At 70.6% G+C, this 12,625-nt stretch carries 14 protein-coding genes; 5 read left to right on the forward strand and 9 right to left on the reverse strand.

Translation table 11 applies throughout. The features are described 5' to 3' along the window. The first annotated feature begins 7 nt into the window (after positions 1-7). The gene (locus ACPT94_RS34245; RefSeq protein ID WP_360334949.1) at positions 8-415 is read left to right on the forward strand and encodes an ATP-binding protein; all 408 of its coding nucleotides are present in this window, start codon (positions 8-10) and stop codon (positions 413-415) included. 28 nt (positions 416-443) lie between these two features. Here ACPT94_RS34245 and ACPT94_RS34250 read toward each other — a convergent pair whose 3' ends face one another. Continuing rightward, positions 444-1,889 carry a sensor histidine kinase gene (locus ACPT94_RS34250; RefSeq protein ID WP_360334947.1) on the reverse strand — a complete coding sequence of 482 codons (1,446 nt, stop codon included), beginning with the start codon at positions 1,887-1,889 and terminating at the stop codon, positions 444-446. Next, on the reverse strand, positions 1,886-2,611 hold the full coding sequence (locus tag ACPT94_RS34255) for a response regulator transcription factor (RefSeq protein WP_360334945.1): 726 nt from the start codon (positions 2,609-2,611) through the stop codon (positions 1,886-1,888). Before ACPT94_RS34255 ends, ACPT94_RS34250 begins: the two co-directional genes overlap by 4 nt. Before the next feature lie 170 nt (positions 2,612-2,781). On the opposite strand from ACPT94_RS34255, the gene ACPT94_RS34260 reads away from it, so the two are divergent. Further along, entirely contained in the window at positions 2,782-5,214 is a 2,433-nt protein-coding gene (locus ACPT94_RS34260; protein WP_360335218.1) for an MMPL family transporter, read from the forward strand. Here ACPT94_RS34260 and ACPT94_RS34265 read toward each other — a convergent pair. Continuing rightward, positions 5,211-6,008, reverse strand: a complete 798-nt coding sequence (locus ACPT94_RS34265; RefSeq protein ID WP_425247631.1) for a TetR/AcrR family transcriptional regulator — start codon at positions 6,006-6,008, stop codon at positions 5,211-5,213. The two genes, ACPT94_RS34260 and ACPT94_RS34265, sit on opposite strands and share 4 nt — an antisense overlap. Positions 6,009-6,030: 22 nt before the next feature. After that, positions 6,031-6,438, reverse strand: a complete 408-nt coding sequence (locus tag ACPT94_RS34270; protein ID WP_360334941.1) for a VOC family protein — start codon at positions 6,436-6,438, stop codon at positions 6,031-6,033. A gap of 226 nt (positions 6,439-6,664) precedes the next feature. Here ACPT94_RS34270 and ACPT94_RS34275 point away from each other — a divergent pair, with 226 nt between their 5' ends. The 3 genes from ACPT94_RS34275 (at position 6,665) to ACPT94_RS34285 (ending at position 8,105) form a co-directional block, all read left to right on the forward strand. Further along, the gene (locus ACPT94_RS34275; protein WP_425247632.1) at positions 6,665-7,150 is read left to right on the forward strand and encodes a TM2 domain-containing protein; all 486 of its coding nucleotides are present in this window, start codon (positions 6,665-6,667) and stop codon (positions 7,148-7,150) included. Next, positions 7,143-7,553, forward strand: coding sequence for a DUF2752 domain-containing protein (locus ACPT94_RS34280; RefSeq protein WP_360334937.1), 411 nt, complete (start codon positions 7,143-7,145; stop codon positions 7,551-7,553). Before ACPT94_RS34275 ends, ACPT94_RS34280 begins: the two co-directional genes overlap by 8 nt. A gap of 288 nt (positions 7,554-7,841) precedes the next feature. Beyond that, complete coding sequence (locus tag ACPT94_RS34285) at positions 7,842-8,105, forward strand: TM2 domain-containing protein (protein ID WP_360334936.1); 264 nt, start codon at positions 7,842-7,844, stop codon at positions 8,103-8,105. Positions 8,106-8,251: 146 nt separating this feature from the next. Here ACPT94_RS34285 and ACPT94_RS34290 read toward each other — a convergent pair whose 3' ends face one another. From ACPT94_RS34290 to ACPT94_RS34310, 5 genes are all read right to left on the reverse strand, one after another. Further along, positions 8,252-9,013 carry a succinate dehydrogenase iron-sulfur subunit gene (locus tag ACPT94_RS34290; protein ID WP_360334934.1) on the reverse strand — a complete coding sequence of 254 codons (762 nt, stop codon included), beginning with the start codon at positions 9,011-9,013 and terminating at the stop codon, positions 8,252-8,254. Then, positions 9,013-10,767, reverse strand: coding sequence for a succinate dehydrogenase flavoprotein subunit (sdhA, locus tag ACPT94_RS34295; protein WP_360334932.1), 1,755 nt, complete (start codon positions 10,765-10,767; stop codon positions 9,013-9,015). The genes ACPT94_RS34290 and sdhA overlap by 1 nt, the downstream gene beginning before the upstream one ends. A 19-nt stretch (positions 10,768-10,786) precedes the next feature. Further along, complete coding sequence (locus tag ACPT94_RS34300; protein WP_360334930.1) at positions 10,787-11,269, reverse strand: succinate dehydrogenase hydrophobic membrane anchor subunit; 483 nt, start codon at positions 11,267-11,269, stop codon at positions 10,787-10,789. Positions 11,270-11,274: 5 nt separating this feature from the next. After that, the gene (gene sdhC / locus ACPT94_RS34305) at positions 11,275-11,655 is read right to left on the reverse strand and encodes a succinate dehydrogenase, cytochrome b556 subunit (RefSeq protein ID WP_360334928.1); all 381 of its coding nucleotides are present in this window, start codon (positions 11,653-11,655) and stop codon (positions 11,275-11,277) included. 253 nt (positions 11,656-11,908) lie between these two features. Beyond that, positions 11,909-12,451, reverse strand: coding sequence for a 2-oxo-4-hydroxy-4-carboxy-5-ureidoimidazoline decarboxylase (locus tag ACPT94_RS34310; RefSeq protein ID WP_425247669.1), 543 nt, complete (start codon positions 12,449-12,451; stop codon positions 11,909-11,911). Between the last annotated feature and the right edge of the window lie 174 nt (positions 12,452-12,625).

A 12,625-nucleotide genomic window follows, 5' to 3' on the forward strand; every position in this document is an offset into this window, starting at 1 on the left:
AGCAGACGTGTTGCGACGCAACTCCTTCCGGTTGCCCCGGCACCCGGCGTCCGTCGGCCTGGCCCGGCACCGGGTCCGTGACCACCTGTCCGACTGGGGCCACGCCCCCGAGGACCCGGCCCTCGAGGACACGGTCCTGCTCGTCTCCGAACTCGCCACCAACGTCGTACGCCACGGCCCTCTGCGCGAGCGCGAGTTCGAGGTGGCCGTCACCGCCCTCGCCGACGGCTCCTGCCTCATAGAGGTCTCCGACGAGGGCCGTCACGAACCCCGCCCGCGAGCCGTGGCCGACTGGGAGGAACACGGCCGGGGCCTGCACCTGGTGGAGCACATCGCCGCCGCGTGGGGCGTGTGGAGCCGGGGCCGCCACGGAAAGACGGTGTGGGCCCTGGTGACCGCGGCGAACGCACCCTGACCGCGGCCGCGGGAGCGAAGGGGAGCCCCTACGGGCACTTCTCCACCCGCCCCGGCAGCTCCACCGTCACCGCCATCCCCTCACCCGGAGCCGTCTCCACCCGCACCTCGCCGCCATGGGCCTCCACCACGCCCTGGACGATCGCCAGCCCCAGCCCGCTGCCCGCGCCCCCGCCTGCGCGGAAGAAGCGGTCGAAGACACGTGCCGCGTCCTCCGACGGCAGCCCGGGCCCCTTGTCCGCCACCAGCAGCCGTACGACACCGTCGGCGCGCTCCACGGCGAGCCGCACCGGCACATCGGCGGGCGTGTGCGTGCGCACATTGGCCAGGAGGTTGCCCAGCACCTGCCGCAGCCCCGACTCGTCGGCGCGGACCAGGACGGCGCCGTCGGCGTCGACGGTGAGCGGCCGGCCGGGCTGCTGGGCGCGCAGATCCTCCGCCGCGTCCCGCACCAGACGGCTCACGTCGACGTTGCGCAGCCGCAGCTCGGGCCGCTGGTCCAGCCGGGCCAGCGTGAGCAGCTCGTCGACGAGCCGGCCCATCCGGTCCACCTCGCCGTTCATCCGGTCCCAGGCGCGCCGCCGCTCCCCGGGCTCGCGCAGCATCCCCTGGTCGTACAGCTGGAGGTAACCGCGGATCGCGGAGAGCGGGGTGCGCAGCTCGTGCGAGGCGTCGGCGACGAAGCGGCGCAGCTGGGCCGCGCTGCGCTCGCGCGTGCGGTACGCCGTCTCCACCTGGTGCAGCATGGAGTTCAGGGCGAGCCGCAGCTGCTCGACCTCCTGGGTGGGATGGTGACGGGAGGGCACCCGCCGGGTCAGATCGCCCTCGGCTATCGCCGACGAGGTCTCCACCATGTCCTCCAGTGGCCGCATGTGCCGCCGCACGCTGAACAGCGTCACGCAGGCGAGCAGCGCCAGCAGCATCGCGCCGACGGCGACATCGAGCTTCAGCGCCTTCGCTATGCCCTTGTGCAGGGCGTCGGTGGAGGTGGCCAGCAGGACGTACGTGCTGTCGGAGAGCGATGTCGCGGTCGCCCGGTAGGTGGCGCCGTGCACGCTGACGTCGTGCGGGTCCTCGTCGCGGGCGAGAGCGGCGGGGTCGCCGACGGCCTCGGCCAGCCCGGTCTGGGCCTCGGTCGGCTGGACGCCGAAGACGGCCACCGCCCTGCCGCTCCCGTCGACGGCGGCGAAGACGGAGTCCGGCGCGGGCCGCTCGTCGGCGTACTCGGGTATCAGCCGGTCCCGTACGAAGCTCAGGACGCCGACCGAGTCGATCTGCCGCAGGGTCAGCCGCGAACCGCCCAGCGAGTCACGGGTCTTGAGCAGCTCGGAGTCCACCTGGTCCAGCAGGTAGTGCCGCATGCCCATCAGGCTGATGGCGGTCGCGGCGACGATGCCGAGCGCGAGCAGCGCCACATTGGCCGCCGTCAGCTTCCCGCGCAGGGAGTGCGCGCCGTGCCGGTGCAGCCGCCTCATGCCAGCCCGTACCCGACGCCTCGCCGCGTGGTGATCAGCGGCGGCCCCAGCACGTCCAGTTTGCGCCGCAGATAGCTGATGTAGGTCTCGACGACGGTCGACTCGGGCGGGGTGTGCTCGTACTGCCAGACGTGGCGCAGGAGTTGTTCCTTGGGCACGATCCGGCCGCCGTTGCGCACCAGGAAGCGCAGCAGCGCGTACTCGGTGGGGGTGAGCTCGACCGTGTGGCCCGCGCGGCGCACGCTGTACGTCGTCTCGTCCAGCTCCAGGTCGCCGTAGCGCAGTGGCGGCCGCTGCGGGAGGACGTCGGCCAGGGGGGCGCCCCCGCGCGGGTCGGTTCGAGCGTGGGGGAGCGTACGCCGCAGGACCGCCGTGATCCGGGCGACGACCACGTCGATGTCGAACGGCTTGGTGATGTAGTCGTCGCCGAAGCCGAGAGCGCCGACTATCTCGGCCGGCGCGTCCCGCGCGGTGAGGAAGACCAGGGCCAGACCGGGCCGCCGCGCGCGCAGTTCACGCCCCAGCGCCCGCCCGTCCCCGTCCGGCAGCATCACGTCCAGCAACGCCACGTCGGGCGGGGTCCGCCCGGCGAGGGCGAGGGCCTCGCGGACGGTGCCCGCGATCATGACCTCGAAGCGGTGGAAGCGCAGGGCGATGGCGAGCACGTCCGCGATGCTCGGCTCGTCCTCCACGAGCAGCACGGTGCCGGGAGCCGTCGTCATGCCCCCAGTATCGGCGGGCCCACTGACAACGGGGCCGATTCGCACTTTGGAGTTCCTTGAGAGTCATGGCCGTTCGGCACCACGCGTGCGTGCCGCCGCCAATTCTGGTGTCCAGGACCTGGGGGACCGACCGATCCGACTTTCGACGAAGGAGCTCGAGCGTGGCGGCATTGGCGCGATGGTGCTATCGGCACCGGCTGGTGGTCCTGTTGCTGTGGGTGGGGGCGCTGTTCGGCCTGGGATTCTCGGCCTCGACGGCGGGCACGGACTACGCGAACGTCTTCTCCCTCCCGGACACGGACTCCAAGAAGGCGTACGACCTGATGGAGAAGGCGTTCCCCGCACGCGCGGGCGACACCGACACGGTCGTCTGGAAGGTCGACGAGGGCTCGGTCCGGGACGAGGACGTACGGTCCCGGATGCAGCCCGCGCTCGACGAGATCGCGAAGATGAAGGGCGTCGGCAGTGTCGCCGGCCCCTACGCCGGGCCCGAGGGCGCGGCGCAGATCAGCCGTGACGGGCGGATCGCCTACGCCCAGGTCACCTTCACCGACCAGGCGAACGCCGTCCCCAAGGAGCTCGTCGAGGACGTCGTCGACACCGCGCGGGGCGCCGAACGCGACGGCCTGGAGGTCGAGCTCGGCGGCCAGGCGATCCAGCGTGTGCAGGAGCCGCCCACCGGCCTCGCCGAGATGGTCGGGCTCGCGGCCGCCGCGGTCGTGCTGTTCCTCGCCTTCGGCTCGCTGTTCGCGATGCTGCTGCCGATCGCCGTGGCGATCTTCGGTGTGGGCATGGGCCTGTTCGGCACCCAGCTCCTCAGCCATGTCACCGACATCCCCGACCTGGCCCCGCTGCTGTCCTCCCTGATCGGTCTGGGCGTCGGCATCGACTACGCGTTGTTCATCGTCACCCGCCACCGCAAGGGCATCCTGCGCGGCGCCGACCCCGAGGAGTCGGCGGTCACCGCCCTCAACACCTCCGGCCGGGCGGTGCTGTTCGCGGGCGGCACGGTGTGCATCGCCCTCGCCGGGATGCTGGTGACCAACCTGCGCTTCCTGGACGGCGTGGTCATCGGCACCTCGCTCACCGTCGTCCTCAGCGTGCTGGCCGCCACGACGCTGCTGCCGGCGCTCCTCGGCTTCCTCGGCCCGCGCGTGCTGAGCCGCAGGCAGCGCCGCCGGCTCGCGGAGCGGGGAGGGACCCAGGAGGAGACGGCGAGCGGCCCCGCGGCCCGCTGGTCGGCGGGCGTACAGCGCCGGCCCCGGACGATCGCCGCGCTCGCCCTGGCCGTCATGGCCGTCCTCGCCCTGCCCGTGCTCTCCCTGCGCCTCGGCGCCACCGACCAGGGCAACGACGACACCACCACGACCACCCGGCAGGCCTACGACCTGCTCGCCGAGGGCTTCGGGCCGGGCTTCAACGGCCCCCTCCAGGTGGTCGTGTCCGAGGGCGACACCACGGCCCTGGTGAAGGACATCGAGGACACCCGGGGCGTCGCCCGGGTCGCCGCGCTGCCGCCCGCCCAGGGCGTCACCGTCATCCAGGTCGTCCCCACGACCTCACCCCAGTCCGAGGAGACCGACACCCTCATCGACCGGCTGCGCGACGACGTGATCCCGCAGGCCGGGGCCGAGGCGCACGTCGGCGGCGTCACCGCAGTCTCCAAGGACTTCGCGACGGTCACCGGCGACCGCCTGCCCCTGTTCATCGCGACGATCATCGGCCTGGGCTTCCTGCTCCTGCTGGTCGCCTTCCGCTCCCTGGTGGTGCCGCTGACGGCCGCCGTGATGAACCTGATCGCCGCGGCGGCCTCCTTCGGCGTCCTCGTCGCGGTCTTCCAGTGGGGCTGGGGCCTGGACCTGCTCGGACTCGGCAAGGAGGGCCCGATCAACGCCTTCCTGCCCGTGATCATGCTGTCCCTCCTCTTCGGCCTGTCGATGGACTACCAGGTGTTCCTGGTCAGCCGGATGCACGAGGAGTGGGTGCACACGCGTGACAACGCGCGCGCGGTGCGCGTCGGCCTCGCCGAGACCAGCCGGGTCATCAACTCCGCGGCGCTCATCATGGTCTGTGTGTTCCTCGCGTTCGTGCTGAGCGGCGACTCGGGCGCGGCGATGGCGGGCGTGGGCCTCGCGGCCGCGGTCGCCCTGGACGCCTTCATCCTCCGCACGGCCCTCGTGCCGGCCGCGATGCATCTGCTCGGCAACTCCAACTGGTGGCTGCCCGAGGGGCTGGAGAAGCGGCTGCCGCATCTGGCGGTGGAGCCCAAGGAGGAGGAGCGGACGACGCCGGCGGAGGCCGCGCGTGGGGAGGACGGCGCCGCCTCGGCCGTCCACGGCTTCGTACGGGACCTGGACGGCCGTCCCGTCGAGGGCGCGGCGGTCACCCTGATGTCCAAGGGCGGACGCCAACTGGACGGCGTCACCACCCTCGCCGACGGCTCCTACATCGTCTCGGTCCCGTCCCCGGGCACGTACCTGCTGGCGACGACGGCCCCGTCGTACGCCTCCCGTGCGCGCCAGGTCCGGGTCGCCGACGAGCCACTGGTGTACGACGTGGAGCTGACGCAGCTCTCGGGGGACGAGGTGGACGCGGTCAACTAACCCTCCTGCGGACGGTCTCGGCCCTCCGGATTCGGCGTGTTCCTCTTCGCCGGGTCCGGCAGGGCCTTCGTCATCCCGGGCAGGAAGTCCGTGAACAGCTCGTGCACCTCGTGGACGAGCGGCCGCAGCACGCGGAAGCGGGACAGGGCGACCCCGCGCGCGGTGAGGCGCGCGCCCCGCTCCGCGAGCCGGTAACTGCGCTCACGCCCCGGCGTGCGGTCGAAGATCCAGTACAGGACGAGACCCATCTGGGAGAGCCACATCAACTCGGGCAGCGCCTCCCGCAGTTCCTCCGGCACCTTCGCCCTGGAGCCCGCGAGCACCTCCTTGTGGACGCCGATCGCCTCCACGCGCGCGTGCTCCGACTCCGGGGAGAAGGGGCTGAGCGGGCTGTCCGGATCGGCGGCGTTCTTGAAGAACTGCACGGCGAACTCGTGGTACGGCGTGGCCACGTCCAGCCATGTCCGCAGCACGCCCGCCAGCCGCGCCTCCAGGCTCGTCTCCCGCGCCAGGACCTCCCGGACCGCCTCCCCGTGCTCGGCGGCGAGACGGTCGTAGAAGCCCTGGATGAGGTGCTCCTTGCCGGCGAAGTAGTAGTACGCGTTGCCGACGGAGACACCGGCCTCCTGCGCGATGGCCCGCATCGTGGTCTTGTCGTAGCCGCGCTCCTGGAACAGCCGCATCGCCGTCTCCAGGATCAGCGCGCGGGTCTGCTCCGACTTGGACCGGGCGGCGGCCTCGTGGGGCTCGTTGGGGGGACCGGCCTCGGCGGGGCCGTCGTTGTTCGCGGGCACGGACAGAGAGCCTAGTCAGTGGCTACGCGCGCCCCAGCTCCGGCCGCTTGGAGTAGTCCGTGAAGCCCAGGACGTTCCCCCAGGGGTCGGCGACCTCGACGGTCCAGCCGGTGGCCACGGAGAACGGCTCGTCCAGCGGCGTGACACCGGCGCCCGCCAGCCGCCGCGCCGCCGCCCGGGCGTCCGGCACCTCCAGCCAGACGCGCGGGGAGGGCCACGGCGGCGGCCGGTGCCCCAGCCCGTCCTCCTCACGCAGCAGGATCCCGGGCGTCTCGCCCCCGACTCTCAGCAGCGCGATCCCGGCCTCGTCGAAGCGGAACGCCACCGCGAACCCGGCCCGCTCGTAGAACCCCACGGCCTCACCGAGATCCCCCACAGGCAGCAGCACATTGTCGAAACCGAGCAGGTCGTACGACTCGTCATCTGACATGTTGTCAGGTTAGGTAGGTCGCCGCGTGCCGCCGGCGGGCCTGCCCGACGGGGTCACCCGCCCGGCGGAGAAGCACCTCGACGGCATCCGGACCCCAAGCCTCCGGCCGCCGTTCCGCCCCGCGTCATCAGCCCGGCTTCTCACAGACCGCCCTTCTCCTGCAAGATGACCTGCACTCACCTCTTTGTGCAGTACATCCGATCATCTGGCCTCGGGAGAAACCACCTTGTCCGAACAGCCGCAGCAGCCGCAGCAGCCCCCTCAGCCCGGGTACGGGTACCCCCAGTCCGGTCCCAACCCGTACGCGGGCGGCCAGCCCGGCCCCTACGGGTACCCGCAGGCCGGCCAGCCCGGCCAGCCCGGCCAGCCCGGCCAGCCCGGTCAGCAGCCGGGTTACCCGCAGGCCGGTTACCCCGCCCCGGGGGCCTACCCGCCCCCCGGAGGCGGCTATGCCGGCGGGGACCCCAACGCGCCCTACGGGTACGACCCGTACGGGCGTCCCTACTCCGACAAGTCGAAGATCGTCGCGGGCATCCTCCAGCTCTTCCTGGGGACCTTCGGCGTCGGCCGGTTCTACATCGGCCACGTCGGTCTCGGCCTCGCCCAGCTGTTCACCTGCGGCGGCCTCGGCATCTGGGCGCTGGTCGACGGCATCATCCTGCTGACCAGCAACGACAAGACCGACGCCCAGGGGCGGATCCTGCGTGGCTGACGCGGTGGGCGGGGCGCGTACGTCCCCGCTGCGGCACCCGGCGGCGGCACCCCTCGCGGTGCTCGCCGCCGGGGCGGCCGGCTCCGCCTACCTCTACGTCACCGATCCTCACGACCCCGGGCATCTGCTCCCCCAGTGCCCGTTCCGGCTCGTCACGGGCCTGCTCTGCCCCGCCTGCGGCGGCACCCGTATGGCCTACGACCTGATGCACGGCCACTTCGCCGAGGCCTGGCTCGACAACCGGGCCCTGCTGCTCGCCTCGCCCTGGGCGCTGGCCCTCCTCGGGCGGTGGATGTGGGAGGGGCTGCACGGCCGCAGCTGGCAGCCCCGGCTCGGCCGGCCCGCCCAGGCCCTGATCCTCGGGCTCGCCGTGACCTGGACGGTCGTCCGCAATCTTTTCTAGAGGCGGTACGTCAAAGGGCCGAAACGGCCCTCAGGTTGGCGCGATTTGATCACGGAATCGGAACGATCGTTCCCTCGTACTCCCTTTCGCCCCACCGGCCTCTCTAGGCTCACGGCCACAGGGGGGCGTCCCCGCATGGCCGAGGCCGTGTGCGGACGTTGTCGACGCATGGCCGGCGCGAGCCCGGCACGGCCTCGGCGTACGTGCACTTCTCGTCGCGTCCCTCCTGGACTCCCCATTCCGGAGCAGGCCGCTCCGGTCTCTCGAAGTCATCCAGGAGCAGTACTCATGACCGTCCCCACCCCTGAGGCCCCCTACGGCGTCGACCCGCTGGGCCGCCCGTACTCCGACAAGTCGAAGATCGTCGCGGGCATCCTCCAGCTCTTCCTGGGCACCCTCGGCATCGGACGCTTCTACGTCGGTTCCGTCGGCGTGGGTGTCGCCCAGCTCCTGACCTGCGGTGGCCTCGGCTTCTGGGCGCTGATCGACGGCATCCTGTTCCTGACCAGCAACGACCGCACCGACAAGCAGGGCCGCATCCTGCGCGGCTGACGCCGGCGCGCACGGCGCGCGGCAACGCCGTCACCGGCGCTGTGCGCCGACGCCGCGCACCGACGCCGTGCAGCAACGGCGAGGGCCCCACTCCCGACCGGGAGCGGGGCCCTCGCCGTTGGCGTACCGGGCTCACCCGGCGGACGTCAGTAGCGGCGCGTGATCAGCGCCCGCTTGACCTCCTGGATCGCCTTGGTGACCTCGATACCGCGAGGGCAGGCGTCCGTGCAGTTGAACGTCGTGCGGCAACGCCACACGCCGTCCTTGTCGTTGAGGATCTCCAGGCGCTGCTCGCCGGCCTCGTCACGCGAGTCGAAGATGAAGCGGTGCGCGTTGACGATCGCGGCCGGGCCGAAGTACTGGCCGTCGTTCCAGAACACCGGGCACGAGGAGGTGCAGGCGGCGCACAGGATGCACTTCGTGGTGTCGTCGAAGCGCTCGCGGTCCTCCGCGGACTGCAGACGCTCGCGCGTCGGCTCGTTCGTGTCCTTCGTGATGAGGAAGGGCATGACGTCCCGGTACGCCTGGAAGAACGGCTCCATGTCCACGACCAGGTCCTTCAGGACCGTGAGGCCCTTTATGGGCTCGACCGTGATCGGCTTCTCGGGGTTGATGTCCTTGATCAGCGTCTTGCACGCGAGGCGGTTCTTGCCGTTGATCCGCATCGCGTCGGAGCCGCAGATGCCGTGCGCGCAGGAGCGGCGGAAGGTGAGCGTGCCGTCGACGTCCCACTTGATCTTGTGCAGGCCGTCGAGGACGCGCTCCTTGGGGTCGATCTCCAGCTGGAAGTCTTCCCAGGTCGCCTCCGCCGAGACCTCCGGGTTGAACCGGCGGACCCGGAAGGTGACGGTGATGTACGGAGAGGCCGCGGAATCCGCCTCGACCTTGTCCATGACAGGGGTAGCCATCAGTACTTACGCTCCATCGGCTGGTAGCGGGTCTGGACGACCGGCTTGTAGTCGAGGCGGACGGTCTCGGTGCCGTCGTCGCCGACCTCGCGGTACGCCATGGTGTGGCGCATGAAGTTGACGTCGTCGCGGTTCGGGTAGTCCTCGCGGTAGTGACCGCCGCGGGACTCCTTGCGGGCCAGCGCCGACACGGCCATGACCTCGGCGAGGTCGAGCAGGTTGCCCAGCTCGATGGCCTCCAGCAGGTCGGTGTTGAACCGCTTGCCCTTGTCCTGGATCGCCACGTTCTTGTAGCGCTCGCGCAGCTCGGCGATCTTCTCGACGGCCGTCTTGATCGTCTGCTCGGTGCGGAACACCATGACGTTGGCGTCCATGGTCTCCTGCAGCTCGCGCCGCAGCGTCGCCACCCGCTCGGTCCCTGTCGAGGTGCGCAGCCGCTCGATCTGCTCCTCCACCAGGGACGCCGGGTTCTCCGGCAGCTCGACGAAGTCGGCCTTCTGGGAGTACTCGGCGGCGGCGATGCCGGCGCGGCGGCCGAACACGTTGATGTCCAGCAGCGAGTTGGTGCCCAGACGGTTGGCGCCGTGCACCGACACACACGCGACCTCGCCGGCCGCGTACAGGCCCGGGACGACCGTGGTGTTGTCGGAGAGCACCTCACCCTCGACGTTCGTGGGGATGCCGCCCATCGCGTAGTGCGCGGTGGGCTGGATCGGGATCGGGTCGGTGTACGGCTCGATGCCCAGGTAGGTGCGCGCGAACTCGGTGATGTCCGGGAGCTTGGCGTCCAGCTGCTCCGGCGGGAGGTGCGTCAGGTCCAGGTAGACGTGGTCGCCCTCGGGACCGCAGCCGCGGCCCTCACGGATCTCCGTGTAGATGGAGCGGGAGACGACGTCACGGGACGCGAGGTCCTTCATGACCGGCGCGTACTTCTCCATGAAGCGCTCGCCGTCCTTGTTGCGCAGGATGCCGCCCTCACCACGGGCGCCCTCCGTCAGCAGGATGCCCATGCGCCAGATGCCGGTCGGGTGGAACTGGAAGAACTCCATGTCCTCCAGCGGCAGCCCGCGCCGGTACACGGCCGCCTGGCCGTCACCGGTCAGCGTGTGCGCGTTGGACGTCACCTTGAAGAACTTGCCGCAGCCGCCGGACGCGTAGATCACGGCCTTCGCCTGGAAGACGTGGATCTCACCGGTGGCCAGCTCGTAGGCGACCACACCGGCGGACTTCTTGACGCCGTCCTCCTCGGTGATCAGCTGGTCCAGGACGTAGAACTCGTTGAAGAACTCCACGCCCTCCTTCACGCAGTTCTGGTACAGCGTCTGGAGGATCATGTGGCCGGTGCGGTCGGCCGCGTAGCAGGAGCGGCGGACCGGGGCCTCGCCGTGGTTACGGCTGTGACCGCCGAAGCGGCGCTGGTCGATCGTCCCGTCGGGCGTCCGGTTGAACGGCAGGCCCATCTTCTCCAGGTCGAGGACGGAGTCGATGGCCTCCTTCGCCAGGATCTCGGCGGCGTCCTGGTCGACCAGGTAGTCACCGCCCTTGACCGTGTCGAAGGTGTGCCACTCCCAGTTGTCCTCCTCCACGTTGGCCAGCGCGGCGGCCATGCCGCCCTGCGCGGCGCCCGTGTGGGAGCGGGTGGGGTAGAGCTTCGTCAGGACCGCGGTGCGGCTGCGCTTCGTCGACTCGATGGCCGCGCGCATACCGGCGCCACCGGCGCCGACGATGACGGTGTCGTACTTGTGGATCTTCATGATTCTCGCAGCCCCGTGCCTAGCGGATGTTCGGGTCGAAGGTGAAGATCACCAGCGTGCCCAGCAGGATGGTGAACACCGTGGCGGTGTAGAGCAGGCCCTTCAGCCACAGCCGGGTGTTCGCGCGCTCCGCGTAGTCGTTGATGACCGTGCGCAGGCCGTTGGCGCCGTGCAGCATCGCGAGCCACAGCATCAGCAGGTCCCAGACCTGCCAGAACGGGGAGGCCCAGCGGCCGGCCACGAAGGCGAAGCCGATCTTCGAGACGCCGCCGTCGAGCACCAGCTGGATCAGCAGGTGGCCGATGACCAGGACGACCAGCACGATGCCGGACAGGCGCATGAACAGCCAGGCGGCCATCTCGAAGTTGCCCCGCGTGGACTTCGGGGTCTTCTTGGTGCGCTTGCGCGGGGCCTCGATCACGGGCGCCGGGTTGTCGACGTTGTAGACGGAACCGCCCTCGACGGGGCCGATCCCGGACGCGGTGGTTTCAGTGGTGGCCATCTGCCTCAGCTCCCGAAGACTTCACGAGCGGCGTGACCGAGGACGGGGTAGATCGCCCCGAGCATCAGCACGATCCAGACGATGGCGACGGCCCAGAACATCTGCTTCTGGTAGCGCGGCCCCTTCGACCAGAAGTCGACGGCGATGACGCGCAGGCCGTTGAGCGCGTGGAAGAGGATGGCGGCGACGAGGCCATACTCCAGCACGGCCACGATCGGCGTCTTGTACGTGGCTACGACCTTGTCGTAGTCCTCGGGGGAGACACGCACGAGAGCGGTGTCCAGCACGTGTACGAACAGGAAGAAGAAGATGAGGACGCCGGTGACTCGGTGAGCCACCCAGGACCACATTCCTTCCCGGCCGCGGTACAGCGTTCCAGCCGGCACGGAAGAACCCTCCGGGAGCGGGGACTGGGGCCTGCCGGCTTCGGTGTCGGACGGGCCCGGCCGGGTATGGTCCACCGGCCCCCAGCATCGTAGCGACGTGTTCCTGCGGCGCTGAGCGGGGGTCTCACGGTGTGATCAAAGTGGCACGCGTTTGGGTTACCGTCGGCGGCATCCGAGGTGGTGTGTCCTGTTATTTGCCGCCTGCGGGAGCGTTGTGGCTGGTCGCGACCACGCGGCGGTAGCCGCACATCGATTACAGCCCCGCGCCCCTGAGGGTCTCCGTCAACCGCCCCCTTGCGAGGCGCCGGAGTTCCTCTGCCGTGACCTCCCGTTCCTTCTCCGGATCGTTTGTCAATCGTGACCGGATGGCTTCCAGGGCGTGGTCGAGGGTTTCCTCGGGGGGTGTGTCGCCCAGGTAGAGGACGAAGGTGTGGCCGAAGCGGGACTCGTAGGCGGCGTGGGCCGCGTCGAGGGCCGTGTGGGCCGCTCCGTACGCGTCGGCCGGCAGGGCCGGGAGGGGCTCGCCTGCCAGGGCTTCCACCAGGTCGGCCGGGGTGAGGTCGTAGGAGGCCTCGTCGGACGCGGCGAGGAGGGCGTCCAGGGTGGGGTAGGGGCGGTGGGCCGTGATGCGCTGGGCCCACGGGTCGCTGCGGAGGCAGGTGAGGAGGGTGCGGTGGGCCTCTTCGGCGGGGGCCCTGTTGAACGCCTCCAGCGGGTTCGCGGAGGGCCGGGCCTGCTCAGGGAGCGTCGGTATGACGGCTCGGCCCGGGTGATGGGAGAGGCGGTGCGCAGGCAGCGTGGAATCCTCGCGTCACGTGTGGTGTGGCAGGGGATGTGGTGAAAGGTGTGACGTCACGTTATCGAGAGTGGTCATGACGTGTCCGTCGCTTGCCCGAATTTCACACGAAAGAGAGAGTTTCGGAAGGCGCGGTGGACCCCTTCCGCGCGCTTCGACCGGGCTGCGGTCGTA

Source organism: Streptomyces aurantiaciflavus (assembly GCF_049808595.1).
Taxonomy (GTDB): Bacteria; Actinomycetota; Actinomycetes; order Streptomycetales; family Streptomycetaceae; genus Streptomyces.

Coding starts and splice junctions, on each gene's coding strand:
- ACPT94_RS34250 (WP_360334947.1), bottom strand. CDS start 1,889: ATGAGGCGGCTGCACCGGCACGGCGCGCACTCCCTGCGCGGGAAGCTG.
- ACPT94_RS34255 (WP_360334945.1), bottom strand. CDS start 2,611: ATGACGACGGCTCCCGGCACCGTGCTGCTCGTGGAGGACGAGCCGAGC.
- ACPT94_RS34270 (WP_360334941.1), bottom strand. CDS start 6,438: ATGTCAGATGACGAGTCGTACGACCTGCTCGGTTTCGACAATGTGCTG.
- ACPT94_RS34285 (WP_360334936.1), top strand. CDS start 7,842: ATGACCGTCCCCACCCCTGAGGCCCCCTACGGCGTCGACCCGCTGGGC.
- ACPT94_RS34290 (WP_360334934.1), bottom strand. CDS start 9,013: ATGGCTACCCCTGTCATGGACAAGGTCGAGGCGGATTCCGCGGCCTCT.
- sdhA (WP_360334932.1), bottom strand. CDS start 10,767: ATGAAGATCCACAAGTACGACACCGTCATCGTCGGCGCCGGTGGCGCC.
- ACPT94_RS34300 (WP_360334930.1), bottom strand. CDS start 11,269: ATGGCCACCACTGAAACCACCGCGTCCGGGATCGGCCCCGTCGAGGGC.